This window comes from Janibacter cremeus (assembly GCF_029395675.1).
Taxonomy (GTDB): Bacteria; Actinomycetota; Actinomycetes; order Actinomycetales; family Dermatophilaceae; genus Janibacter; species Janibacter cremeus_A.
Window position 1 is genome coordinate 1,151,244 of sequence record NZ_CP115184.1, and the last position, 24,975, is coordinate 1,176,218.

Below are 24,975 nucleotides of genomic sequence, written 5' to 3' on the forward strand. Positions count from 1 at the left end.
CGGTCGAGCGATCCTAACCGACGGGGCCGATACCGCTACCGGGGCGTAACATCAGATCCGTCCCTCGTCGACGACTGCATCAGGAGTGCCATTGACGTCGCGCACTCGCCAGGTGCTGCCGACTGCCGGGCTGTTGCTCGGCGTCGCGATGGGGCTGGCCAATGTCATGGGCTACGTCTTCGTCGCCCTCGTCTCGGCGACCCTGGGACCCGCGGACTTCGGGGGCTACTCGGCGCTGAACACCTACGGCGTCCTGCTCGCGATGCCGGCCGGCGCCTTCCAGGTGATCGTGGCCCGCCGGCAGACCCGGATGCACCGCGACCTGCAGCGGCACGTGACCGGCCTGGGGAGCTCGCTGGTCGTCGGCCTCGTCCTCGCGGCGATCACGATCGCCCTGGCTCCGCTGCTGCGCGACCTCCTCCGGCTCGAGACCGCCTGGTCGGTCGTCTGGCTGGCGCTGATGCTCCCGCCGATGACAGTCACGGGCGCCCTGCAGGGGGTGCTGCTCGGACGTGAGGCCTACGGGCGGCTGTCGGCCGTCTACCTCGTGACGGCCGGGACCCGGCTCGCTGCCGCCGGTCTCGCCGTCGGCTGGAGCTACGACGTCGTCGAGGTCTTCGCCGCGACGCTCGTCGCCGCAGTGGTCACGGTCGGGGTCGCGCTCGCGCTCGTCCGCGGGGACCTGGGCACCGGGACCAACGCGCCCCGGCTCCTCGAGCTGCTCGCCGACCTCGTCCGCAGCAACATCGCCCTCGCCGGCCTCATGGCCCTGTCGAGCCTCGACGTGGTCCTCGCCCGGACGGTCCTGACCGACCACGACAGCGGCTCCTACGCCCTTGCCGCCCTCTTCGGCAAGGTGGTCTTCTGGGGGACGCAGTTCGTCGCCCTGGCCATCGTGCCCCGCCTGGCCGAGGCCGGCACCGGCGGACACGTGCGCGCGACCCTGCACCGTTCCGCCCTGGGTGTGCTGCTGATCGGCTCCGTGGTCTCCCTCGGATGTGCCCTCGCGCCGGGGCCGCTCGTCGCGCTCTCGGGTGGGCCGGCCTTCGTCGACGCCGAACCCCTCCTGGTGTGGGCAGCCGTCACCGGGACCCTGTGGGCGATCGTCCAGGTGTGGCTCTTCGCCGGGATGAGCCGTGGTGACCACGTCATGACGGCCGTGGTCTGGCTCGCCGCCGGCGTCCAGGCCGTCCTCGTGCTCCTCGCGTTCAACGACTCGCCCTACGAGGTCTTCGCGACCGTGGGTGGCACCGCCGGCGTGGTTGCCGTCATCGGGCTCCTGCGGGTGCCCAGGGGAGGGATGACGCCCGCCCCGGACTCGGCGGAGACCGCCGAGGCCCTCGGGATGACGCGGGAGTGACCCGCGAGGCGAGGTCAGCTCCGGTCGATGGAGCTGGCCTTCTTCGACGGGTAGAGCCTCTTGGCGAGCGGGATGAGCTCCGGGAAGTGGTGGATCGCCTTCCAGGCCGCCTTCTGGCCGGGACCGAGGGAGGCCAGGTAGGCCAGTCGACGCCACCGCACGTCCCAGGGCTCGTCGCGCCCCCGAGCCGTCGCCTCGTCACGGTGGAAGCTGAGGGCGTGCAGACCGTTGGCCCACCGGGGGTCACCATTGACCTCGGCGTCCCAGCGACGCTCGACGCGCCACTGCGGGTGCCGGGCGATGAACTCCTCGTGGGCGCCGCTGACCATCGGGTAGCTCGCGTCGTCGACGAGGACGATCGCCTCGTCCGCCAGCCACGGCTCGATGATCCCCAGCGCGAGGTAGTGCGAGAGCCCCGTGTGCTCCCCGTCGTAGAAGTAGACCCCGACCGGCCGGTCGATGATGCCGGGGCGACGCAGCAGCGAGAAGCAGTTGCCCTCGATCAGCCGCACGTCCGCGTGGTCGGCGTACGTGGCCAGGTTGCGCTCCAGCTCGGCCCGGGCCTCCTGGCCCTGCATGCCGAACTCGAGGTAGTTCTCCACGACGTAGAACGCCTTGTCGTCCACGTCCTGCACCGCGGCGCACATGGAGCGGCCCTTGTAGCTCCCGACCTCCAGGTAGCACTCGTCGGGGGGCATCACCCGGGCGGCGGCGTTGAGCACCGCGAGCTCGTTGGCCGAGGTGTAGCCGGCCACCGAGTCCGCGATCCCCGCGAAGCGCCGGTCCCGTGGCGAGCTCGTCCTCGGGTCGCCGTCGAACGCCCGCTCGACCTCCGCGAGGAACTCCTCGACCCGCATCAGCGCCAGCCGTCCGAGGACCAGTCGTCGTCCGCACGGCGCCGGGGTCCCGGATCCGTGAAGTCGTCGTCCCGCAGCACGGAGCGGCGCCCGCCCGCCCGCCGACGGGCCGAGCGGCTGTCCTCGGGGGCGAGGTCGTCGTCGCGGTCACGCAGGTCGGTGTCGCGCTCGCGCGCGTCGGCGCGCAAGTCGATGTCGTCGTGGCGCCGGCGGCGCGGGCGGTCGTCGTCGTCATCGTCCCAGTCGTCGTCACCGCGCTGGCCACGCAGCAGCCACACCGCGCCCAGCCCGACGAGGGAGGCCCCGGAGAGACCGGAGTAGATCGCCTTGTTGCGGGCGATCGTCTCGGGGTCGTTGCAGACGTTCTTCGCGTCGGTGTTCGGTGAGCTCGGGGACCCGCACTTGAAGATGCCCTGCTGTCCCCCGGTCTCCAGGACGACGGGAGTGGTGTAGAAGAACACCGCGGCGAAGATCAACGGGATCCCGAGGATGATCGCGAGGGGGGCGATCTGGCGTGTGGTGGACGTCGCCTCGGTGTGGTCGGTCATGCCGCGAACATTACCCGCCGGTCGGGTAATAATGGGGCGCCCCCTTCGGAATCAGGTCATGACCGCGACAGTCTCAGCCCGCCAGCACACGTCCCTGCCCTATCGCCCCGCCATCGACGGCCTGCGGGCGTTCGCCGTCCTCTCCGTCATCTGCTTCCACCTCCTCCCGGCGAGCATGCCCGGGGGCTGGTTCGGCGTGGACGTGTTCTTCGTCATCTCCGGCTTCCTCATCACGGCGCTGCTGCTGGCCGAGTACCGGCGTGAGCGGGGCCACATCGACCTCGTCGGCTTCTGGTTCGCCCGTGCCCGACGGCTCCTCCCCGCGCTCTTCCTCGTGCTCGCCGCCGTCCTCGTCGGGGCGACCTTCCTCACCGTCTCGGGACGCACCGGCAACGTGGCCGGGGACGTCCTGGCCACCCTGGGGTACGTCGCGAACTGGCGTTTCGTGCTCGGCGACGAGGCGTACTTCGGCCAGGTGGCCTCGCCCTCGCCGCTGCGGCACGCCTGGTCGCTGGCGGTCGAGGAGCAGTTCTACCTCGCCTACCCCGTGCTCCTCATCGGACTGCTCGCGCTCATCCGCCGGCGGGCCACCCTCGTCGCGGTCCTCGTGGTCGCCAGCGCTGCCTCCGCGGTGCTCATGGCGCACCTGCACCATCCGGGGCTCGACCCGAGCCGCGTCTACTACGGCACCGACACCCGCGCCCACCAGCTGCTCGTGGGCGCTGCCGTCGCCGCCGTGATCAGCGGGGGCCCCGGAGCGATCGACCGCGAGAAGGTGCGGATCCTCGACATGTGGTGCCGTCGGCTCGCCCTGCCGGCGCTGCTCGTGGTGGTGTCGACCTTCTGGTGGGCCGGTCCCGCCCAGGACGCCATCTTCGAGGGCCTGGCCGTGCCGCTCTCCCTGACCGTCTGCGTGGTCCTCGTCGCCGCGACGAGCCCCACGCCGTCGCGGGCCCGCAGGCTGCTCTCGTGGGAGCCGCTGCGGCGGATCGGGATGGTCTCGTACGGCCTGTACCTGTGGCACTGGCCCATCATCATCTTCCTCAACGACCAGGTCCTGCCCACACCGACCGCACCACGCGTCGCGCTGCAGGCGGGACTCACCGCCCTCCTGACCTGGTTGTCCTACCGGTACGTCGAGCGCCCGGTCCGCCGGGGGGGCATCAGGGCTCTGGTCCCCCGACTGCCCAGGGCGAGCGCGGTCGTGGCCTGGGCGGCGGTCCCCGCGCTGGTCGTCGGTGCGGTCACGATGCCGGCGGCTGCCCGCACCGTCGCGACGACGACGGCGTCGGCCGGCGAGCTGACCATCCCCCAGCCCGCGTACCGCCCCACCGGCGAGATGATCTCGGTCACCTTCGTCGGCAACTCGGTCCCACGGAGCCTGATCACCTACTTCACCTCCTCGAACCACCCGGACATCCGCCTCCACGACACGACGAACATCGGCTGCGACCCCTTGGCGGCACCCAAGTTCAGCGACGGGAAGGTCCAGCCGGAGCAGGACGGGTGCTCTGCCTGGCGGGCCGGATTGGGTGAGGAGATCGCGGCAGACGACCCCGACGTGGTCGTCTGGTTCGCGGCGCACACCATGGTGACCGACCGGATCGTCCACGGCCGGGTGGTCGAGTTCGGTTCGCCCGCGTGGGTCGATCTCATCGAGGACGGACTGGACAGGGCCCGATCGGCCGCCGGGAGCAGTGAGTTCGCCGTCATGAACGTCGCCTGCCACGAGATGCCGACCTTCAACAGCGAGGAGATCCAGCGCGTCAACGACCCGGAGTACGTCACGACCCTCAACCGGACGGTCTCGGCCTGGGCGGAGGAGAACGACGTGCCGGTCCTGGACCAGTACTCCCTCCTGTGCCCGGGCGATAAGTACCACGACACGATCAACGACGTTCCGCTGTACCAGGACTCGATCCACTTCACGGGCGAGTCCGGACCGGTCTTCTGGCGGTGGCTCGCCCCGCGCCTGCAGCGGATCTCCCGTGGGCAGGACCTCTCGTGAGCCGCACCGACGCCGTGGTCCTCGCCGGCGGCCTGGGCCGACGGATGCACCCGCTCACGCTGGACTGCCCCAAGCCGCTGCTCCCCGTCGGTCCGTGGACCCTCATGGAGCACCAGGTCGCGGCCCTCGCCCGCGCCGGCGTCGAGCGGATCGTCCTGTCCACCGGGTACCGCCACGACGACTTCGAGGAGCTCGTCACCGCACTCCGGGCGAAGGGGGTGGACCTCACCACGGTCGTCGAGGACAGCCCCCTGGGCACCGGAGGGGGCCTGCGTGAGGCCCTGCGGTCCCTGCCCGGGGCGGATGCCGTCATCGTCCTCAACGGGGACCTGCTCACCGGGCACGACCTCGCCGCGCAGGTGGACCTCCTGCGAGCGGCGCCCCCCACCGTGATCGCCTCGGTCCACGTGCGCACGGTCCCCGACGCCCGGCCGTACGGCAGCGCCCTCGTGGCCGGCGACGGACGCATCACCGCCTTCGTCGAGAAGTCGGCCACGCCCCCTTCGCCCACGGTCAACGCCGGTACCTACGTCGTGCGCCCCGGGCTGCTGCTCGACGCCGTCCCCGGCACCGGTGTCGCCTCGCTCGAACGGGACGTCTTCCCCGGGCTCGCGGAGCGGGGCGCCCTGCTCGCCCACCGCGAGGACGCCTACTTCCTCGACGTCGGCTCACCCGCCGCGCTCGTCGAGGCCACGCGTGACCTCCTGCTCGCCCCGTGGCCCGGCGCGGCACCGACGCCCCGCGGTGAGTTCCTCGCCCTGCCGGGGGCCGACGTCGCACCGGACGCCCGACTGTCGGCAGGGACCGTCGTCCACCCGGGCGCGCGCATCGGCCCGGGAGCACGGTTGGAGTCGGCCGTCGTGCTCGCGGGTGCGCGGGTCGACGAGGGCGCCGAGGTGGTCCGCTCGGTGGTCGGACGCCACGCCCGCGTCGGCGCCCGCTCCCGGGTCGTGGACACCGCCCTCGGCAGCGGCCAGCAGGTGGCCCCGCACACGCACCTCACCGACACGGTCCGCCCCGGCGCCTGATCCGGGTCGGCCTCCCGCTCAGTGGGCGGCGCTGTGCCAGGTGTCGCCGAGCCCGATGGACACGTCGAGCGGGACGTCCATCTCGACAGCAGCGCCCATCTCGGCGCGGACCATCGCCTCGACCTGCTCCGCCTCGCCCGGTGCCACCTCGATGACGAGCTCGTCGTGCACCTGCAGCAGCACCCGGGAGTCGAGTGCCGAGCGGGTCAGCCCCTCGTCGACACGCAGCATCGCCACCTTCATGATGTCGGCCGCGGAGCCCTGGATCGGCGCGTTGAGCGCCATCCGCTCCGCCATCTGACGGCGCTGTCGGTTGTCGCTGCCGAGGTCGGGCAGGTACCGGCGGCGGCCGAGCATCGTCTCGGTCCAACCGGTGGCGCGGGCGCGGTCGACGATCTCCTCGAGGTAGTCACGCACCCCGCCGAAGCGCTCGAAGTACTCCTCCATGAGGCCGGACGCCTCGCCCGTGGAGATGCCCAGCTGCTTGGACAGCCCGAAGGCACTCAGGCCGTACGCCAGGCCGTAGGACATCGCCTTGACCTTGCTGCGCATCTCCGGTGTCACCTCCTCCGGCGCGACGGAGAAGACGCGCGCGCCGACGAATCGGTGCAGGTCCTCGCCCGTGCGGAAGGCCTCGATGAGTCCCTCGTCACCGGACAGGTGCGCCATCACGCGCATCTCGATCTGGCTGTAGTCGGCCGACATCAGGGTCTCGTAGCCGGGTCCGACGACGAAGACCTCGCGGATGCGTCGCCCCTCCTCGGTGCGGATCGGGATGTTCTGCAGGTTGGGATCGGTCGAGGACAACCGCCCCGTGGCCGCGATCGTCTGCTGGTAGGTCGTGTGGATCCGACCGTCGTCGGCGATGGACTTGATCAGGCCCTCGACGGTGACGCGCAGGCGGGTGGCGTCACGATGGCGCAGCAGGGCCTCCAGGAAGGGGTGCTCCGTCTTGGCGTAGAGGTCCGCCAGCGCGTCCGCGTCCGTGGTGTACCCCGTCTTGGTCCTGCGGGTCTTCGGCAGACCCAGGGTGTCGAAGAGCACGGCCTGCAGCTGCTTCGGTGAGCCGAGGTTGATCTGCTCGTCACCGATCGCCGCCCACGCGTCGGCCTGGGCCGCAGCGACCTTGCCGGCGAAGTCCGACTCGAGCCCGTCCAGGGCGTCGCGGTCGACGGCGATCCCCGCCGACTCCATCCGGGCGAGGACGCCCACGACGGGCAGCTCGACGTCACGCATGAGCCGGGTGCCACCCGTCTCCTCGACCTGCACCTCGAGCACCTCGGCGAGCTCCACGGCGGCCGCCGCGCGGACCATCGCGCCCCGGCCGGCCTCGGTGTCGTCGGCCGAGAAGTCAAGCATCCCCTGGTCCTGCGGCTCCTCGTCGCCCCCGGAGAGGTCCCGACCGAGGTGGCGCACCGCGAGGTCGGCCAGGTCGTAGGAGCGCTGGTCGGGTCGCACGAGGTAGGCCGCGATGGCCGTGTCGACGACGAGCCCGGACAGCGGCAGGCCGGTGGCCGCGAGGGCGAGCATCGGGCCCTTCGCGTCGTGGAGGACCTTGGGTCGCTCGCCGTCGGTGATCCAGTCCCGCAGTGCCTTCTCGTCGGCCGCGTCGAGGCCGGGGACACTGACGAATGCCGCGGTCCCGTCGACCGTGGCGAGCCCGAGACCGGTGACCTCGCCGCTGCCCCGGCCCCATTCGCCGACGACCTCGACGCCCAGCCGGCCCGAGCCGTGCTCGGCGAGCCACCCGGCCACCTCACCCTCGGCGAGCACCGTTCCGTCGACCTCGATACCACCGCTGACCTCGGTCTCCGCCGTGTCGAAGGTGGAGAAGAGCCGGTCGCGCAGGACGCGGAACTCGAGGCTGTCGAAGAGGGTGTGGACCTTCTCCCGGTCCCACTCCCTGCGCTCGACGTCGGCGATGCCGATGGGGATGGGGGTGTCGCGCACCAGCGCGTTGAGCCGTCGGTTGCGCAGGACCTGGTCGAGGTTGTCGCGCAGCGACTGCCCGGCCTTGCCGCCGATCTGGTCGACGGCCGCGACGATGCCCTGCAGGTCGCCGTGGGCGCCCAGCCACTTCGCCGCGGTCTTGGGCCCCACCCCGGGGACGCCCGGGAGGTTGTCACTCGCCTCGCCGACGAGGGCCGCGAGGTCGCTGTACCGCTCGGGCCCGACGCCGTACTTCTCCAGCACCGCGGCCGGTGTCATCCGGGCGAGGTCGGAGACGCCCTTCCTCGGGTAGAGGACCGTGGTGTGCTCGTCGATGAGCTGCAGGGTGTCGCGGTCACCCGAGCAGATGAGCACGTCCATGCCCGCCGCGCGCCCCTGCGTGGCGAGGGTGGCGATGATGTCGTCGGCCTCGTAGCCCTCGAGCTGCACGTGGCTGATGTTCAACGCGTCGAGGACCTCCCGCAGCAGCGGGATCTGGCCGGCGAAGGCATCCGGAGTGGCGTTGCGGCCGGCCTTGTACTCCGAGTACTCGTCGCTGCGGAAGGTCGCCCGCGAGACGTCGAAGGCCACCGCGACGTGCGTGGGGTCCTCGTCACGCAGCACGTTGATCAGCATCGCGACGAATCCGTACACGCCGTTGGTGTGCTGGCCCGTGCTCGTCGAGAAGTTCTCCGCGGGCAGGGCGAAGAAGGCGCGGTAGGCGAGGGAGTGTCCATCCAGCAGCAGTAGTCGACTCACGCGCGCCAGCCTACGACGGAGACGACGGCCACCGCCGCGCCCCGCGTGACGGTGGCCCGGTCGCCCGGCCCCCGGGCGTCATGGCAGGCTGGCCCACGACCACAACAGATGTAGGAGCCATCGATGACCGAGACCACCGGACCCGCCGGAGCCACGGCCTTCTCCCTCGAGGCGCTCAACGCCCACCGGGGCTCCCTCGGTGAGCGCATGGGCATCGAGATCCTCGAGGCGGCTCCGGAGCGCGTGGTGGCACGCATGCCCGTCGAGGGGAACACCCAGCCGTACGGCCTGCTCCACGGCGGGGCGAACGTCGTGCTCGCGGAGACGGTCGGGTCGATCGGCTCGGCGATGCACGGCGCTCTCTCGGGCAAGATCTCGGTCGGTCTCGACATCAACGCCACCCACCACCGGGCCGCTCGTGCCGGCTGGGTGACGGCCACGGCCGTGCCGGTCGCGCTCGGCGGCACGCTCACGAGCTACGAGATCACCATCACCGACGACGGAGGTCGCCGTACCTGCACCTGCAGGCTCACGTGCCTGCTGCGCGACCAGCCGCCCGGCAGCTGAGTGCCACCCGGCGCCCTCCCGCACGCCCTCGACCCCCGCGACTGGAGCCCCGCTGACCGCTTCGTCGCCGTCGCCCTCCTCGCGGTCGTGCTCGCGCCCCTGGTCGCGGTGATCACGGCGATCTCCCACGACTGGGCGCCCAACGGCGACGACGCGACCATCGCCCTGCGCACTGCCGGAGTCCTCGACGGTCACCTGCCGCTGACCGGTATGCGCAGCACCGCCGGCGACGGCGAGGACGTCAGCCTCTCCACGCACCACCTCGGGCCGCTGCAGTTCTACCTGCTCGCGCTCCCCCTCGCCCTGACCGGTGGCACCGCGGCCGGCATCGCGATCGGCGGCGCGCTCATCGCCGCCGTGGCGTCGGCACTCACCGTCGTGTGGGCACGCCGCCTCGGGGGCACCCTCGGGGTCGGGGTGTTCACCAGCGGCCTGCTCCTGGCGCAGTGGGCCATCGGGGCGGAGGCGATGTTCCGGCCGCTCAACCCCTATGCGCCACTCCTGCCGACCTATCTCGCGCTCCTGCTCCTGTGGGCCCTCGTCCGTGGGGACCACCGGGCGCTCCCCGCCTTCGTCGTCGTCGTCTCGCTCCTGGCCCAGAGCAACCTCGCCTTCCTGCCGCTGGCCGCCGTGCTCACCCTGGCCGCGGTCGCAGTGGCCGTGCGGCCGCCCCGGGACCAGCCCCGCGCCCGGGTCACGCGCGCCCACCGCCGGTCCCGGCGGTGGGCCATCGGGCTGGGCGTCCTCGTGTGGCTGCCGAGTCTGCTCGAGCTGCTCGTCCACCACCCGAACAACCTGCGCCAGTTCGTGCGCTGGGCCACCTCCGGGTCCGGCGACCCGATCGGTGTGGTCGCCGGGCTCGAGCACCTGAGCCTGCTGGCGCCGGTCCCCGGAGGATTCCGCCACTACTCGCAGGACCTGCTGACCACCGGCACCTCGACGGGCACGGTGCTCGGGCTCGTGGTGCTGCTCCTGCTCGCGGCGATCAGCACCGGGTGGCGTGTCCCCCGGGGCCGGGCGAGCAGCGCTTGGCCCGCACGTGTCGCCCTCGTGGCCAACCTCGGCATGGTCGCGACCGCGTCCCGTCTGCCGGAGTGGCCGGCCGCCCCCTACTGGGTCATCACCTGGCTGCCTGTCGCGGCCTTCACCTGGGCCGCCCTCGTCTGGCGGGGCCTGGCCTACCTCGAGAGCGCGAGCCCCCGGCTGCCGGGGAGGATCGCGATGCCCCTGGCCGGCGGGCTCGTCGTCGGCGGTCTCGCGGCATCCGTGCTCGCCGTGCAGCCGGACTGGTCCGAGTCCCGCTCGATGAGCACGGTCGCCCGCACGACGGTGTCCGGGATGGGCCCCGGCGAGGGCCGTGCCGTGCGCATCAGGGGGTACGGCTTCGTCCCGACCCTCGGCGCGGCCCCCGCGATCGCCTGGGAGGCGCACCGGGCCGGGTGGGAGCCGCACTACCTGAGCTCCTGGCCCTTCGAGGAGGACGCCGAGTACCTCTGGACCGCAACGGCTCCCGAGGGCTCGGATGAGCTCTTCGTCATCGACAGCACCGAGCCCGAGTTCCGTGGGAGCGTCCCCGGGACGGCCCGGGAGGTCTCCACGGTCGACCTGGCACACCGCGACGGGACCATCTCGGTCTACCGTGAGCCCGGGCCGGCCGCCCGGCCGGGCCAGTGACCACGACGAAGGGTGGATGAGTGGACTTCATCGGTTCGGGCACCGTCCTGAACGTCATCACGGTCGTCATCGGCGCCCTGGCCGGCATGGCCATCGGCGGCCGGCTCCCGCAGGCGACCCGGGACGTGGTCACCGACTGCCTCGGGCTGGTGACCCTCCTCATGGCGGCCCTGTCCGCCATGGAGGTCCTCTCCCCGCCCCTGGGCGCAGCGGTCGGGTCGAGCGCACCGGTGCTCATCGTCCTCGGCTCGCTGCTCGTCGGCAGCATCCTCGGGTCCCTCGTGGGCATCGAGCGTCGTCTGGAGACGCTCGCCGGTCGGGTCCAGGGGTACCTGGGCCGGGGGCGCAGCGACCACGACGCACGGGAGCGCTTCATCGAGGGGTGGCTGACCGCGAGCCTGCTCTTCTGCGTCGGGCCCCTGACGATCCTCGGCAGCCTCGACGACGGACTGGGGCGAGGGATCGACAAGCTCGCGCTGAAGTCAGCGCTCGACGGCTTCGCCGCCCTGGCCTTCGCCTCGACCTTCGGTCTGGGCGTGCTCATGTCCGCGGTGAGCGTGGCCGTGGTCCAGGGCTCGCTCACCCTCGCGGGTGTCGCGCTCGGCGCGGTGCTGCCGGACGCACACATCGCGGCCCTCACGGCCACCGGAGGTCTGATCCTCGTCGGGATCGCCCTGCGGCTGCTGCGGATCCGTCAGATCCCGGTGGGTGACATGCTCCCGGCCCTGGTCGTCGCGCCGGTGCTGACGCACCTCGTCATCGTGCTCGGCTGAGGGCGCTGCGCAGCGACGGTCAGGACTTGTCCATGCCGGCGACGACCGCGTCGGCGACCTCGCGCATGCCCAGCCGCCGGTCCATCGCCGTCTTCTGGATCCACCGGAAGGCCTCGGCCTCGGAGATCTTCAGCTTCTTCATCAGCACGCCCTTGGCCTTCTCCACGGCCTTGCGGGTCTCGAGCCGCTCACCGAGGTCCGCAACCTCCGACTCGAGGGCCTTCAGCTCGGCCCAGCGCGAGAGCGCCACCTCGACGGCCGGGGTGACGTCGGAGACGGTGAAGGGCTTGACGATGTAGGCCATGACGCCCGCGTCGCGGGCGCGCTCGACGAGCTCCTTCTGCGAGAAGGCGGTGAGCATGATCACGGGGCAGATCCGCTGCTCCCCGATCGTCTCGGCCGCGGTGAGCCCGTCCATGACCGGCATCTTGATGTCCATGATGATCAGGTCGGGCTGCAGCGACTCGGCCAGGGAGACTGCCTCCTCCCCGTTGCTCGCCTGCCCGACGACCTCGTACCCGGCCTCGGTGAGCATCTCGGCCAGGTCGAGGCGGATCAGCGCCTCGTCCTCGGCGAGCAGCACCCGCTGGCCCTGCTGGGCCTCCGTCTCAGCCGTCATGGTCCATCCTTCGTCGTTGGGGGGAGTCCTTGGTGCCGAGGGCGGGACTCGAACCCGCACGCCCTTGCGGGCAGAGCATTTTGAGTGCTCCGTGTCTGCCATTCCACCACCCCGGCAGGAGTGCGCCGCAAGCATACCGACCCGAGGAGACGGTGCCGGTGTCAGCCCATCCCACCGGGCAGTGCACCGTCCACCGAGGTGGCGTCCTCCTGGTAGGCCACCGCCGTCTTGTTGCGGGCGTCGCCGATGCGGTGGACCCGCAGGGCATTGGTCGACCCGGGCACGCCGGGGGGCGATCCGGCGACGATGACGACCAGATCCCCCTCCTGGCACCAGTCCACACCGAGGAGGTGCTCGTCGACCTGCAGGGCGTACTGGTCGGTGTGGGTGACCGGTGTGGTCAGGAAGGTCTGGATCCCCCAGACCAGGGACAGCTGGGACCGGGTGTCCTGCACCGGCGAGAAGGCGAGCATCGGCAGGCCGGAGCGCACCTGGGCGAGGCGACGGGCGCTCCCGCCGAGCTGGGTGAAGGCGATGAGGTACTTCACCCCGAGGGCCTGCCCCACCTCTGCTGCCGCAGCCGTGACGACGCCGCCCTGGGAGGTGGGCGGGGCCATCAGGTCGCGCATGCGACCGAGCCCTTCCCTCTCGGTGGCGGCGATGATCCGGGACATCGTCCGCACCACCTCGGTGGGGAACTTGCCGACGGCCGTCTCCCCCGAGAGCATCAGCGCGTCGGCGCCGTCGAGGACCGCATTGGCCGCGTCCGAGGCCTCGGCCCGGGTCGGCCGGGAGTTGTCGATCATCGACTCGAGCACCTGGGTGGCCACGATCACCGGCTTGGCCCGCTGGCGGCTCAGCTCGACGGCCCGCTTCTGCACGAGCGGCACCTCCTCGAGGGGCATCTCCACACCGAGGTCGCCGCGAGCGACCATGATGCCGTCGAAGGCGTCGATGATCTCCTCGAGTGCGTCGACGGCCTGGGGCTTCTCGATCTTGGCGATGACCGGCAGCCGCACCCCGGCCTCGTCCATGATCTCGTGCACACGGTCGATGTCCCGCGGCGAGCGGACGAAGCTGAGGGCGACGTAGTCGGCGCGCAGGCCCAGCGCCCAGCGCAGGTCCTGCTCGTCCTTCTCGGACATGGCGGGTGCGCTGACGGCGGCGCCGGGGAGGTTGATGCCCTTGTTGTCCGAGAGCGGCCCGCCGTACACGACGACGCAGCGCACGTCGGTCGCGTCGACCTCCTCGACGGTCAGCATGATCTTGCCGTCGTCGACGAGGATCCGGTCGCCGACGCTGACGTCGTCGGCGAGACCCGAGTGGGTCGTGCCGACGACCTCCTGGTCACCCTCGACGTCACGGGTGGTGATCGTGAAGTGGTCCCCCTCGTCGAGCCGGATCGGCCCGTCGGCGAACCTGCCGATGCGGATCTTGGGGCCCTGCAGGTCGACGAGCACTCCGACGGCGCGACCGACGGCGTCGCTCGCGGCGCGCACGCTGCGGTAGTTGGCCTCGTGGACCGGGTAGTCACCGTGGGAGAGGTTGAACCGCGCCACGTCGACGCCGGCAGTCACGAGCTCGTGGATGCTCTCGGGGGTGGAGGTCGAAGGGCCGAGGGTGGAGACGATCTTGGCGCGTCGCATGTCTCCACCCTATGCCGACGCCGGGCCACCGGTGGATGGACGAAGGGGGCGCGACCGGCGGGCGCGCCCCCTTCGTCCCCGGACCGGGTCAGGCCGTGAGCGGCCGATCCGTCGGGTTGACCGGGCGGGGCAGCTGGGAGCTGCCCATGAGGAAGGTGTCCACGCCGTGGGCTGCGGCACGGCCCTCGGCGATGGCCCAGACGATGAGCGACTGCCCCCGGCCGGCGTCCCCGGCGACGAAGACGCCCGGGACGTCGGTCTGGTAGTCGCGGCCCCGCACGATGTTCGAGCGCTCGTCGGTCGACAGGCCCAGCTGGGCGACGATGCCGTCCGGCTCCGGGCCGACGAAGCCCATGGCGAGGAGCACCAGCTGCGCGGGCAGGACCCGCTCGGTCCCCGGCACCGGCTCGAAGCCGGACGCGGTGCGCGTGACCTCGGTCAGGCGCAGGCCACCGACCCGGCCCTCGCCGTCGTCGAGGATCTCCGTCGTCGACACCGCGTAGACCCGGTCGCCTCCCTCCTCGTGGGCCGAGGCGACCCGGAAGAGCATCGGGTAGGTCGGCCAGGGCTGGTCAGCCGGCCGCTCCGGACCCGGCTGGGGCATGATCTCCAGGCTGGTGACCGAACGGGCACCCTGACGGATCGAGGTACCGAGGCAGTCGGCGCCGGTGTCGCCACCGCCGATGATGATGACGTCCTTGTCCTCCGCCGTGACCTGCCCCTCGACCTCCTCGCCGAGGGCCACCCGGTTGGCCGGGGGCAGGAAGTCCATCGCCTGGACGACCCCGTCGAGGTCACGACCGGGGACGGGCAGGTCCCTCGGGACGGTCGAGCCGGTGGCGAGCACGACGGCGTCGTAGCGGTCACGCAGCTGCTGACCGGTCAGCTCGCCGCCCACATCGATCCCGGAGCGGAAGCGGGTGCCCTCGGCCTTCATCTGCTGGATCCGGCGGTCGACGATCCGCTTCTCCATCTTGAACTCCGGGATCCCGTAGCGCAGGAGCCCACCTGGGGCGTCCGCCCGCTCGTACACGGCGACCGTGTGACCGGCGCGGGTGAGCTGCTGCGCGGCGGCCAGACCGGCCGGGCCGGAGCCGACCACGGCCACGGTCTTGCCGGTGAGGCGGTCCGGGATCTGAGGCGGGACGTCACCGCGGCCGAAGGCCTCCTCGATGGTCGTCACCTCGACCTGCTTGATCGTCACGGCCGGCTGGTTGATGCCGAGCACGCAGGCGGTCTCGCAGGGCGCCGGGCACAGCCGGCCGGTGAACTCCGGGAAGTTGTTCGTCGCGTGCAGGCGCTCGATGGCGTCGTGCCAGTGACCGCGCCACGCGAGGTCGTTCCACTCCGGGATGAGGTTGCCCAGCGGGCAGCCCGAGTGGCAGAACGGGATGCCGCAGTCCATGCAGCGCCCGGCCTGGCGTTGCAGCTCGCCGGCCTGCTGCTCCTCGTAGACCTCCTTCCAGTCCTTGATGCGGACGTCGACGGGTCGCCGCGCGGGCAGCTCGCGCTCGCGGGTGGTGAGAAAGCCGTGCGGGTCAGCCACGGGAAGCCTCCATGATCCGGTCCCAGACGAGCGCGCCTTCGATGTCGAGGCCCTCCGCCTCGGCGTCGGCCCGCACGTCGAGGACGCGCTGGTAGTCGCGGGGCAGGACGAGCGAGATCCGGTCGAGACCGGCCTCCGGGTCGTCCAGCAGTGCCGCCGCGACGGCCGAGCCGGTGTGCTCGAGGTGCTGGGTGAGCAGCTCGAGGACCACCTCCCGGTCCGCCGGGCGAAGGGGGACGACGTCGACGAGCTCGCGGTTGACGAGTGACTCGTCGAGGTCGAGGACGAAGGCGTTGCCACCGGACATCCCGGCCCCGAAGTTGCGGCCGGTCGGCCCGAGCACGAGGACGGTGCCACCGGTCATGTACTCGCACCCGTGGTCGCCGACGCCCTCGACGACGGCTTGGGCACCGGAGTTGCGCACGCAGAAGCGCTCGCCGACCATGCCACGCAGGAAGAGCTGACCGGAGGTCGCCCCGTACCCGATGACGTTGCCGGCGATGACGTTCTCCTCGGCCACGTACCGCGCGCCCTCCGGCGGCCGGACGACGATGCGGCCACCCGAGAGGCCCTTGCCGACGTAGTCGTTGGCGTCGCCGACCATCCGCAGGGTGATGCCGGCCGGCAGGAAGGCGCCCAGGCTCTGACCGGCCGACCCGGTGAGGGTCAGGTCGATCGTCCCGTCGGGCAGGCCCTCCGGGTTCCGCTTGGTCACCTCGTGACCGAGCATGGTGCCCAGCGTGCGGTTGACGTTGCGGACCGGCACCTCGGCCGTCACCGGGGTCCCCTCTTCGAGCGCCGGAGCGGCCAGCTCGATGAGCCGGTGGTCGAGGGCGACATCGAGACCATGCTCCTGGGCACGCGTCACCCGCACCCCGGACCCGTCGAAGGAGCTGACCTGGGCGAAGATCGGCGCCAGGTCGAGCCCCGAGGCCTTCCAGTGGTCCACGGCCCTGCGGGTGTCGAGCAGGTCGACCCGGCCGACGGCCTCGTCCAGGGTACGGAAGCCGAGCTCGGCGAGCAGCTCACGCACCTCCTCCGCGATGTACTCGAAGAAGGTCTCGACGAACTCGGGCTGACCCGTGTAGCGCGCGCGCAGCTCCGGGTTCTGCGTGGCGATCCCCACCGGACAGGTGTCCAGGTGGCACACCCGCATGAGGACGCAGCCGCTGACCACGAGGGGGGCGGTGGCGAAACCGAACTCCTCCGCACCCAGCAGGGCACCGATGAGGACATCCCGACCTGTCTTGATCTGGCCGTCCACCTGGACGGAGATGCGGTCGCGGAGACCGTTGAGCACCAACGTCTGCTGGGTGGCGGCCAGCCCGAGCTCCCACGGTCCGCCGGCGTGCTTGAGCGAGGTCAGCGGAGAGGCCCCGGTTCCGCCGTCGTGCCCGGAGATGAGCACGACGTCCGCGTGCGCCTTGCTGACACCGGCCGCCACCGTGCCCACGCCGACCTCGCTGACGAGCTTCACGTGCACCCGCGCCTGCGGGTTCGCGTTCTTCAGGTCGTGGATCAGCTGGGCCAGGTCCTCGATCGAGTAGATGTCGTGGTGCGGCGGCGGGCTGATCAGGCCGACTCCGGCCGTCGAGTGCCGCGTGCGCGCCACCCACGGGTACACCTTCGACCCGGGCAGCTGACCCCCTTCGCCCGGCTTGGCGCCCTGGGCCATCTTGATCTGGATGTCATCGCTGTGGGTGAGGTAGGTCGAGGTGACCCCGAACCGGCCCGAGGCCACCTGCTTGATCGAGCTGCGGCGCTCGGGGTCCATGAGCCGGTCGAGGTCCTCGCCGCCCTCCCCCGTGTTGGAGCGCCCGCCGAGCCGGTTCATCGCGACGGCGAGCGTCTCGTGCGCCTCCTTGCTGATCGAGCCGTAGCTCATGGCACCGGTGGAGAAGCGCTTGATGATCGCGCTGGCCGGCTCGACCTCGTCGATGCTGATCGGGGCCCGCTCCTGGCCGTCGGCGAGCGAGAAGAGCCCACGCAACGTCATCAGCCGCTCGGACTGCTCGTCCACCCGGGACGTGTACTGCTTGAAGATGTCGTAGCGACGCGCACGCGTGGAGTGCTGGAGACGGAAGACGGTGTCCGGGTCGAACAGGTGCGGCTCGCCCTCGCGGCGCCACTTGTACTCGCCACCCACCTCGAGCTTGCGGTGCGGCAGCCGCACGCCCTCGGTCGGGTACGCGGTCGCGTGTCGAGCGGCGACCTCCTCGGCGAGGACGCCGAGCCCGACACCCCCGAGCTGGCTGACCGTCCCGGTGAAGTACTCGTCGATGAGCTCCTGTCCCAGACCGAGGGCCTCGAAGACCTGGGCGCCGCGGTAGGAGGCCACCGTGGAGATGCCCATCTTGGACATCACCTTCAGCACACCCTTGCCGAGCGCCTTGATGAGGTTGACGACCGCGGTCTCCTCGTCGACCTCGGTGATGATCCCCCGACGGACCATGTCCTCGACCGACTCCATGGCCAGGTACGGGTTGACCGCGGCGGCGCCGTACCCGATGAGCAGTGCGACGTGGTGGACCTCACGGACGTCGCCGGCCTCGAGGATGAGGCCGACCTGGGTGCGGGTGCGCTCCCGGATCAGGTGGTGGTGCACGGCCGAGGTGAGCAGCAGCGAGGGGATCGGCGCCCGGTCACGGCCGGAGTCGCGGTCGGAGAGCACGATGAAGCGCGCGCCCTCGGCGATGGCCTCGGAGACCTCGGTGCAGATCGTGTCGAGCCGTGCCCGCAGCGCTTCCTCGCCCCCGGTGACGTCGTAGAGGCCACGCACGACGTGGGTTGCCGTTCCCGCACCCTCGTGGTCGAAGTGCACGATCTTCGCCAGCTCGTCGTTGTCGATGACCGGGAAGGGGAGCACGACCTGCCGGGCGTGCCTCGGGTCGGCCTCGAGGACGTTGCCCTCCGGCCCGATGGCGGTCCCGAGCGCGGTGACCAGTTCCTCCCGGATCGAGTCCAGCGGAGGGTTGGTCACCTGGGCGAACATCTGGGTGAAGTAGTCGAAGAGCAGGCGCGGCTTCTCCGACAGGACCGCGACGGGGCTGTCGGTCCCCATGGACCCGAGCGCCTCGACGCCCTTGGCGGCCATCGGCGTCAGCAGGATCTGCAGCTCCTCCTGGGTGTACCCGAAGGTCTGCTGGCGTCGCGCCACGGACGCCGGGGTGTGGGTGATGTGCTCCCGCGGGGGGAGGTCTCCCAGCATGATCCGGCCCTCGTCGAGCCACGCGCCGTACGGGTGCTCGGCCGCGAGCTGCCCCTTGATCTCCTCGTCCTCGACGATCCGGCCCTCGGCGGTGTCCACGAGGAACATCCGGCCGGGCTTCAGGCGGCCCTTGGCGACCACGTGCTCCGGGTCGAGGTCGAGGACGCCGACCTCGGAGGCGAGGACGACGAGACCGTCGTCGGTCACCTCGTACCGCCCGGGCCGCAGACCGTTGCGGTCCAGGACCGCCCCGACCAGGCGGCCGTCGGTGAACGTCACGCACGCCGGACCGTCCCAGGGCTCCATGAACATGGAGTGGAACTCGTAGAAGTCGCGCAGCGCGGGGTCCATGGTCGCGTGGTTCTCCCACGCCTCGGGGATCATCATCAGCACCGCGTGCGGGAGCGAGCGGCCACCGAGGTGGAGCAGCTCCAGGACCTCGTCGAAGGAGGCCGAGTCGGACGCCTCCGGCGCACAGATCGGCATGATCCGCTGCAGGTCGCCGGGGACGATGTCGCTGCTCAGCAGGGACTCGCGGGCCCGCATCCAGTTGCGGTTGCCCTTGACGGTGTTGATCTCACCGTTGTGGGCGATGAAGCGGAAGGGGTGGCTGAGCGGCCAGCTCGGGAAGGTGTTGGTCGAGAAGCGCGAGTGGACCAGACCCAGCTCGCTCTCGAACCGCTCGTCCGACAGGTCCGGGTAGAAGGGCTCGAGCTGCGCGGTCGTCAGCATCCCCTTGTAGACGAGCGTCCGCGCGGACAGCGAGGCGAAGTAGACGCCCGTCTCCCGCTCGGCCCGCTTGCGGGTGACGAAGGCCAGTCGCTCCAGGGTGAGCCCGGAGACCTCACCGCCGGGTGCGGCGACGAAGAGCTGGTGGAAGTCCGGCATGCAGTCGCGGGCCATCTGGCCGACGATCTCCCGGTTGACCGGGACCTGCCGCCAGCCGAGGACCTGCAGGCCCTCCTCGGTGACGACGGCCTCGATCCGGCGGACCATCGCCTCGCGCTCGGCGGCATCCGTCGGCACGTACGCCGTGCCGACCGCGTAGTGCCCGGGCTCGGGCAGGTCGAAGTCGACGACCTCGCGCAGGAACCGGTCCGGGACCTGGGTGAGGATGCCCGCGCCGTCACCGACGAGCGGATCGGCGCCGGTCGCGCCACGGTGCTCGAGATTGGTCAGGGCCAGCAGTGCGTGGTCGACGATGTCGTGGCCGGCGCTGCCGCGCATGGTGGCCACCATGGCGACGCCGCAGGCGTCACGCTCGGTGTCGCGACGGTAGAGACCCGTGTCGGGCGGCAGGGCCGACCAGCGCTCATAGGGGGAGAAGGACACAGAGGTCACGTCGGGTCACCGTCCTCGGGTGAAATCGGGGCGGGCAGGCTCCCGTCGATCTGGGATGACGGTGCGGATGCCTGCTTGATGGGATCCGCAGACAGCAGTGGCCGCGGTGCGGAGAAGAGTACCAGCGACCAGTCTTGCCTATTGAGAGGCACAATCCCACCTAGTGAGATTTCACACGCGAGGGCGCTCACGCTTCCCGAAAATCCGGAACATCGCCACCCCGAGCGTGAAGACGATCACACTGACCCAGATATTCACACGGAGTCCGAGGATGGTGTTCGCCTCGTCCGTGCGCATCATCTCGATGAAGAGCCGACCAGCGGGGTACCCGGCGACGTAGAGGGCGAAGACCTGCCCGCGGGCGAGGGCGGCCCGACGGTCCACGACGAGCAGGACGATCGCCAGCGCGAAGAGGAAGAGCGACTCGTAGAGGAAGGTCGGATGGAAGGTGCCGAGCACGATCGGGTCCCCCGCGGCGTCGACCACCGCCCGGCCCGCGGCCGCGTCGAAACGGTGGACCTCCAGGCCCCACGGCAGGTCGGTGGGCTCGCCGTAGATCTCGTTGTTGAACCAGTTGCCCCAGCGGCCGATCCCCTGGGCGATGAGCACGCCCGGAGCGACGGCGTCGGTGAAATCGAGGAAGCGGACACCGGTCGAGCGCAGTCCGATCCAGGCGCCGACGGCGCCGAGGGCGACCGCGCCCCAGATGCCGAGCCCGCCCTGCCAGATCTTCAGTGCGTCGAGCGGGGTGCCGCCCTCCCCGAAGTACGGCTGGGGCGTGGTGATGACGTGGTACAGCCGACCACCGATGATGCCGAAGGGGACGGCCCACACGGCCACGTCGAGGACCACCCCCTCCTCCGCGCCGCGGTCGCGCAGGCGCCGGTCCCCCATCCAGATCGCCACCGCGATCCCGGCGAGGATGCAGAGGGCGTAGGCGTGGATGGTCAGCGGGCCGAGCTCGATCGCGGCCGTGGTGGGCGAAGGGAGTGTCCCCGGACGGGTCACTGGGTCGCCACCATGTCCTCGGGCACGTCCCCGCTGGTGAGGACCTGCTTCAGGGTCTCGGTGTCGACCTCACCGCTCTGCTGGTCGATCACGCTGCTCCAGTTGAACTGCGTCCCGTCGACCACGACGGTCGGCGTCGCCCGGATGCCCTCCTCGGTCGTCGCGTCGTCGACGCCCTGGACGTAGTCCACGTAGGTCCCGTCGTCGGTGCACTGCTGCCACTCGTCGAGGGCATCTCCGCTGAGCCCGGCCCGCTCGGCGGCCTGCGTGTAGGTCTCCTCCGCGAAGCCGCTGCGGTCCTCGCTCTCGGGCTGCAGGGCGAAGAGCGCCTCGTGGTACCCGGTCCACGCGCCCTGGTCCAGGGCGCAGACGGCGCTCGAGCCCGCGACGGCCGACGACTCGCCACCCGTCACGCTGTCGATGACGGTCTTGAGGTGGATGCGCAGCCGGATCCTGCCGTCCTGGGCCAGCTCGGTCACGGTCCCACCGAGGTACTCCTCGTACACCTTGCACGCCGGGCAGCGGAAGTCCTCGTAGACGTCGACGACCGGGGCGTCCTTCGGTGGGTTCGCGTCGGCGTAGGGCTCGAGGGGCTCACCCGCGGCGACACCCTGCGGCAGCTCGCTCGCCCCGCCGCTGTCGCGGACGGAGTTGACGACGACTGCGCCGACGACGAGGACGATCGCCACGATGACGACGACGCCGCCGATGACCACGGCATTGGCGCCCCTGCCCGTGCTCCCGGCGGCGGCCTGCGCCTTGGCCTTGCGGTCCTGGTTGCTCACGTGCGCTCCTTCGCGTCTCCGAAGAGGAATCGGTCGAGACTGTAGGCGGTGCGGGCTCGCACGAGCAGCCACACCCCGCAGAGGGCGAGACCGAGGTCGCGGGCGATCTCCTGCCCGTACTCCGTCTCGCCGGCGTCCACCTGGCCACCGCCGCCGAAGCAACCGCAGTCGATGGTCAGGCCGCGGACCCACGCCTGGGTGATGCCGATGACGAAGGCCGCCATGAGCAGCGCCCCCAGGAGGGCACTGGTCCGGGTGAAGAGGCCGAGGACGAGGAGCACCCCGATGACGACCTCCACCCAGGGCAGCGCGTAGCCGATGTACTCGGCCACCTCGAAGGGCATGACGTCGTATCCCTGGACCGCGCGGGCGGACCCGAGCGGGTTGCCGACCTTCAGCCCACCCGCGACGAGGAGGACGCCGCCGAGGAGGAGTCGGGCCACCAGCCCGACGTGGTCCAGGACATGCGCTCGGGTCATGCCCGTCCCCGCACGCCTTCCGTCAGCTCACGGGTGAGGTCGCGCAGCGCGGCCAGCCCCTCCTCGGGGTCGCGGTCGAGCATGGTGCTCACGAGGGCGGACCCGACGATGACCCCGTCGGCGAAGGCGGCCACCTCCGCGGCCTGGGCGCCGGTGCTGACCCCGAGGCCGACGCACAGCGGCAGGTCCGTGGTCGAGCGCACGCGCGCGACGAGCTCGGCCGCCGTCCCGCCGACGCTGCCCCGGGCTCCGGTGACACCCATCGTGGAGGCGGTGTAGACGAACCCGGTCGTGGCCTCGGTGACCACGGCGATGCGCTCGGTGGTCGAGCTCGGCGCGACGAGGAAGATGCGGTCGAGCCCGTGCCGCTCGCTGGCCGCGCGCCACTCGCCCGCCTCCTCCGGGATGAGGTCCGGGGTGATGATGCCCGCGCCCCCGGCGGCTGCGAGGTCGGCGGCATAGCGGTCGACGCCCCGACGCAGCACGAGGTTCCAGTAGGACATGACCACCGGCACGGCTCCGGCCTCCCGGGCCGCCGAGACGGCCCGGAAGACGTCGTCGACGTGGACCCCCTTCGCCAGGGCCTCGGTGGCGGCACGCTGGATGACGGGACCGTCCATGACGGGGTCGCTGTAGGGCATGCCGACCTCGATGATGTCGGCGCCGGCCTCGGCCAGGGTGCGCACCGCGTCGATCGAGCCCTCGACGCTCGGGTAGCCGACGGGCAGGTAGCCGATGAGGGCGGCGCGGCCCTCCTCGCGGCACCGGGTGAAGACGTCGGCCAGGCCTGCGGCCGCGCTCATGCCTCCGCTCCTGCGTCGCCGTCGACGAGACCGAACCACTCGGCGACGGTGTGCATGTCCTTGTCCCCACGGCCGGAGAGGTTGACGAGCAGCAGGGCGTCGGGACCGAGCTCGCGGCCGATGTCCAGCGTCGCCGACAGGGCGTGCGCCGACTCGAGCGCCGGGATGATGCCCTCGGTGCGACAGAGCAGCTCGAAGGCGTGCATCACCTGCTCGTCCGTGGCATAGCGGTACTCCGCCCGGCCGGAGTCGCGCAGGTGGGAGTGCTCCGGACCGACGCTCGGGTAGTCCAGACCGGCGGAGACCGAGTGCGTCTCGAGGGTCTGCCCCTCCGCGTCCTGCATGAGGTAGCTCATCGCCCCGTGGAGGACGCCGGGCTCGGCGGTCGCGAAGCGCGCGGCGTGCCGGCCGGACTCGATGCCCTCACCGCCGGCCTCGACACCGATGAGGCGCACGGCCTCGTCGCTGACGAAGCGGTGGAAGATGCCCATGGCGTTGGACCCACCGCCGACGCAGGCGATGACGGCGTCGGGGAGACGACCGGTCAGCTCGAGCACCTGCTCACGGGCCTCCTCGCCGATGATCTTGTGGAGGTCACGCACCATCTCCGGGAAGGGGTGGGGCCCGGTGACCGTGCCCAGGACATAGTGGGTGTGCTCGACATTGGTCACCCAGTCGCGCATGGCCTCGTTGATCGCGTCCTTGAGCGTCGCGCTGCCGTGCTCGACCGGCACCACGGTGGCCCCGAGGACACGCATGCGGGCGACGTTGAGTGCCTGGCGCTCGGTGTCGACGCGACCCATGTAGACGGTGCACTCCAGGCCCATCAGTGCCGCGGCCGTCGCGGTCGCGACACCGTGCTGGCCGGCTCCCGTCTCGGCGATGACCCGCCGCTTGCCCATGCGCTTGGTCAGCAGGGCCTGGCCGAGGACGTTGTTGATCTTGTGGCTGCCGGTGTGGTTGAGGTCCTCGCGCTTGAGGATGACCCGCGCACCTCCGGCGTGCTCCGCGAACCGGGGCACCTCGGTGATGATGCTCGGTCGACCCGTGTACGTGCGGTGCAGCCGGGCGAGCTCGTCGACGAAGTCTGGGTCGACCATGGCCTTCCGGCGCGCCTCGTCCAGCTCCTCGAGGGCCGGGATGAGTGCCTCGGGCACGTAGCGGCCCCCGAAGGCACCGAATCGCCCCGGCACCTCCGGCGCGCTCGGCCCGGGGCCGTCGGTGGTGGGTTGCTGCTCGTCGGTCATCGCGTCACTCCCGCATCGATCATGCTGCGCACCCCGGCCGCGGGGTCTCCCCCGACGACGAGTGCCTCGCCGACGAGGATGGCATCGGCTCCGGCGCGGGCGAAGAGCCGCGCCTCCTCGGGGCCCTGCACCCCGGACTCGGCGACGCGCACGCACGTCTCGGGGACGAGCGGGACCAGCCGGGCGAAGGTGTCGGTGTCGACCTCGAGGGTCTTGAGGTTGCGGTTGTTGATCCCGATCACGGTGGCCCCGAGGTCGACCGCCCGGGCCGTCTCCGCCTCGTCGTGGACCTCGACCAGGCAGGTCATGCCGAGCTGGCCGGCCAGGGCCATCAACGAGGCCAGCTGCGCGTCGTCCAGGGCCGCGACGATGAGCAGGACGATGTCGGCGCCCCGGGCCCGGGCCTCCCAGAGCTGGTACTCGCCGACCATGAAGTCCTTGCGCAGCACGGGCACGTCGACCGCCTCGCGGACGGCGGTGAGGTCGTCCAGGGAGCCGGAGAAACGACGCTCCTCGGTCAGCACGGAGATGGCGGTGGCACCGCCCTCGGCATAGGCACGCGCGAGGGCCGCCGGGTCGGCGATCTGCGACAGGTCGCCCTTGCTGGGGCTCCTGCGCTTCACCTCGGCGATCACGGACAGCCCCGGACGCCGCAGCAGGGCGGCCGCGTCGCGTGGCGCCGGCATGCCGTCGCACTGTCGCCGGAGCTGCTCGAGCGGGACCCGGGCCTCGCGCCCGGCCAGGTCCTCACGGACACCGTCGATGATCTGGTCGAGGACAGTGGGCATGC

General features: G+C 71.5%; 19 protein-coding genes and 1 tRNA gene. 6 read left to right on the forward strand and 14 right to left on the reverse strand.

What is annotated here, in order from left to right:
• Positions 1-91 precede the first annotated feature (91 nt).
• Complete coding sequence (locus O9K63_RS05310) at positions 92-1,360, forward strand: oligosaccharide flippase family protein (RefSeq protein ID WP_277241227.1); 1,269 nt, start codon at positions 92-94, stop codon at positions 1,358-1,360.
• A gap of 14 nt (positions 1,361-1,374) precedes the next feature.
• Here O9K63_RS05310 and O9K63_RS05315 read toward each other — a convergent pair whose 3' ends face one another.
• Positions 1,375-2,217: a class I SAM-dependent methyltransferase gene (locus tag O9K63_RS05315; RefSeq protein WP_277241229.1), complete on the reverse strand. Its 843-nt coding sequence runs from the start codon at positions 2,215-2,217 to the stop codon at positions 1,375-1,377.
• Positions 2,217-2,765: a hypothetical protein gene (locus tag O9K63_RS05320; RefSeq protein ID WP_277241231.1), complete on the reverse strand. Its 549-nt coding sequence runs from the start codon at positions 2,763-2,765 to the stop codon at positions 2,217-2,219. The genes O9K63_RS05315 and O9K63_RS05320 overlap by 1 nt, the downstream gene beginning before the upstream one ends.
• A gap of 58 nt (positions 2,766-2,823) precedes the next feature.
• Between O9K63_RS05320 and O9K63_RS05325 the strand changes: the two genes are divergently transcribed.
• Together O9K63_RS05325 and O9K63_RS05330 are read left to right on the forward strand one after the other, a co-directional pair.
• On the forward strand, positions 2,824-4,773 hold the full coding sequence (locus O9K63_RS05325; RefSeq protein ID WP_277241232.1) for an acyltransferase family protein: 1,950 nt from the start codon (positions 2,824-2,826) through the stop codon (positions 4,771-4,773).
• Complete coding sequence (locus O9K63_RS05330; RefSeq protein ID WP_277241234.1) at positions 4,770-5,801, forward strand: NDP-sugar synthase; 1,032 nt, start codon at positions 4,770-4,772, stop codon at positions 5,799-5,801. Before O9K63_RS05325 ends, O9K63_RS05330 begins: the two co-directional genes overlap by 4 nt.
• Positions 5,802-5,819: 18 nt before the next feature.
• On the opposite strand, the gene polA is transcribed toward O9K63_RS05330, so the two are convergent.
• Positions 5,820-8,489 (reverse strand): DNA polymerase I, encoded by a 2,670-nt coding sequence (gene polA, locus O9K63_RS05335; RefSeq protein ID WP_277241235.1) that lies wholly within the window; start codon positions 8,487-8,489, stop codon positions 5,820-5,822.
• Between the two features lie 123 nt (positions 8,490-8,612).
• Between polA and O9K63_RS05340 the strand changes: the two genes are divergently transcribed.
• The 3 genes from O9K63_RS05340 to O9K63_RS05350 are packed head-to-tail and all read left to right on the forward strand — an operon-like array spanning position 8,613 to position 11,503.
• Positions 8,613-9,056, forward strand: a complete 444-nt coding sequence (locus O9K63_RS05340; protein WP_277241237.1) for a PaaI family thioesterase — start codon at positions 8,613-8,615, stop codon at positions 9,054-9,056.
• Positions 9,057-10,730: a hypothetical protein gene (locus O9K63_RS05345; protein ID WP_277241238.1), complete on the forward strand. Its 1,674-nt coding sequence runs from the start codon at positions 9,057-9,059 to the stop codon at positions 10,728-10,730. It begins immediately after the preceding gene.
• Positions 10,731-10,750: 20 nt separating this feature from the next.
• Positions 10,751-11,503 carry a DUF554 domain-containing protein gene (locus tag O9K63_RS05350; protein ID WP_277241240.1) on the forward strand — a complete coding sequence of 251 codons (753 nt, stop codon included), beginning with the start codon at positions 10,751-10,753 and terminating at the stop codon, positions 11,501-11,503.
• A 19-nt stretch (positions 11,504-11,522) separates the two neighbouring features.
• On the opposite strand, the gene O9K63_RS05355 is transcribed toward O9K63_RS05350, so the two are convergent.
• The 11 genes from O9K63_RS05355 to trpC form a co-directional block, all read right to left on the reverse strand.
• A complete protein-coding gene (locus O9K63_RS05355; protein ID WP_277241242.1) occupies positions 11,523-12,122 on the reverse strand; it encodes an ANTAR domain-containing response regulator in 600 nt (199 codons plus the stop codon).
• Positions 12,123-12,152: 30 nt separating this feature from the next.
• A tRNA-Leu gene (locus tag O9K63_RS05360) sits at positions 12,153-12,238 on the reverse strand.
• A gap of 45 nt (positions 12,239-12,283) precedes the next feature.
• Positions 12,284-13,768, reverse strand: coding sequence for a pyruvate kinase (gene pyk / locus O9K63_RS05365; protein ID WP_277241244.1), 1,485 nt, complete (start codon positions 13,766-13,768; stop codon positions 12,284-12,286).
• Positions 13,769-13,856: 88 nt separating this feature from the next.
• Complete coding sequence (locus tag O9K63_RS05370) at positions 13,857-15,314, reverse strand: glutamate synthase subunit beta (protein WP_277241246.1); 1,458 nt, start codon at positions 15,312-15,314, stop codon at positions 13,857-13,859.
• Positions 15,307-19,863, reverse strand: a complete 4,557-nt coding sequence (gltB, locus tag O9K63_RS05375) for a glutamate synthase large subunit (protein WP_277241248.1) — start codon at positions 19,861-19,863, stop codon at positions 15,307-15,309. Before gltB ends, O9K63_RS05370 begins: the two co-directional genes overlap by 8 nt.
• Positions 19,864-20,034: 171 nt before the next feature.
• The gene (gene lgt / locus O9K63_RS05380) at positions 20,035-20,871 is read right to left on the reverse strand and encodes a prolipoprotein diacylglyceryl transferase (protein WP_277241250.1); all 837 of its coding nucleotides are present in this window, start codon (positions 20,869-20,871) and stop codon (positions 20,035-20,037) included.
• Positions 20,868-21,656: a DsbA family protein gene (locus O9K63_RS05385; protein WP_277241251.1), complete on the reverse strand. Its 789-nt coding sequence runs from the start codon at positions 21,654-21,656 to the stop codon at positions 20,868-20,870. Before O9K63_RS05385 ends, lgt begins: the two co-directional genes overlap by 4 nt.
• Complete coding sequence (locus O9K63_RS05390) at positions 21,653-22,135, reverse strand: MauE/DoxX family redox-associated membrane protein (RefSeq protein ID WP_277241253.1); 483 nt, start codon at positions 22,133-22,135, stop codon at positions 21,653-21,655. The genes O9K63_RS05385 and O9K63_RS05390 overlap by 4 nt, the downstream gene beginning before the upstream one ends.
• Positions 22,132-22,938: a tryptophan synthase subunit alpha gene (trpA, locus tag O9K63_RS05395; RefSeq protein WP_277241254.1), complete on the reverse strand. Its 807-nt coding sequence runs from the start codon at positions 22,936-22,938 to the stop codon at positions 22,132-22,134. Before trpA ends, O9K63_RS05390 begins: the two co-directional genes overlap by 4 nt.
• Positions 22,935-24,185: a tryptophan synthase subunit beta gene (trpB, locus tag O9K63_RS05400; RefSeq protein WP_277241255.1), complete on the reverse strand. Its 1,251-nt coding sequence runs from the start codon at positions 24,183-24,185 to the stop codon at positions 22,935-22,937. The genes trpA and trpB overlap by 4 nt, the downstream gene beginning before the upstream one ends.
• Positions 24,182-24,973: an indole-3-glycerol phosphate synthase TrpC gene (gene trpC, locus O9K63_RS05405; protein WP_277241256.1), complete on the reverse strand. Its 792-nt coding sequence runs from the start codon at positions 24,971-24,973 to the stop codon at positions 24,182-24,184. Before trpC ends, trpB begins: the two co-directional genes overlap by 4 nt.
• Between the last annotated feature and the right edge of the window lie 2 nt (positions 24,974-24,975).

What these genes read in the sequence shown, in the direction of transcription:
- O9K63_RS05315 (WP_277241229.1), bottom strand. Translation starts at nt 2,217, where the DNA reads ATGCGGGTCGAGGAGTTCCTCGCGGAGGTCGAGCGGGCGTTCGACGGC.
- O9K63_RS05320 (WP_277241231.1), bottom strand. Translation starts at nt 2,765, where the DNA reads ATGACCGACCACACCGAGGCGACGTCCACCACACGCCAGATCGCCCCC.
- O9K63_RS05325 (WP_277241232.1), top strand. Translation starts at nt 2,824, where the DNA reads ATGACCGCGACAGTCTCAGCCCGCCAGCACACGTCCCTGCCCTATCGC.
- O9K63_RS05340 (WP_277241237.1), top strand. Translation starts at nt 8,613, where the DNA reads ATGACCGAGACCACCGGACCCGCCGGAGCCACGGCCTTCTCCCTCGAG.
- O9K63_RS05355 (WP_277241242.1), bottom strand. Translation starts at nt 12,122, where the DNA reads ATGACGGCTGAGACGGAGGCCCAGCAGGGCCAGCGGGTGCTGCTCGCC.
- pyk (WP_277241244.1), bottom strand. Translation starts at nt 13,768, where the DNA reads ATGCGACGCGCCAAGATCGTCTCCACCCTCGGCCCTTCGACCTCCACC.
- O9K63_RS05390 (WP_277241253.1), bottom strand. Translation starts at nt 22,135, where the DNA reads ATGACCCGAGCGCATGTCCTGGACCACGTCGGGCTGGTGGCCCGACTC.
- trpA (WP_277241254.1), bottom strand. Translation starts at nt 22,938, where the DNA reads ATGAGCGCGGCCGCAGGCCTGGCCGACGTCTTCACCCGGTGCCGCGAG.
- trpB (WP_277241255.1), bottom strand. Translation starts at nt 24,185, where the DNA reads ATGACCGACGAGCAGCAACCCACCACCGACGGCCCCGGGCCGAGCGCG.
- trpC (WP_277241256.1), bottom strand. Translation starts at nt 24,973, where the DNA reads ATGCCCACTGTCCTCGACCAGATCATCGACGGTGTCCGTGAGGACCTG.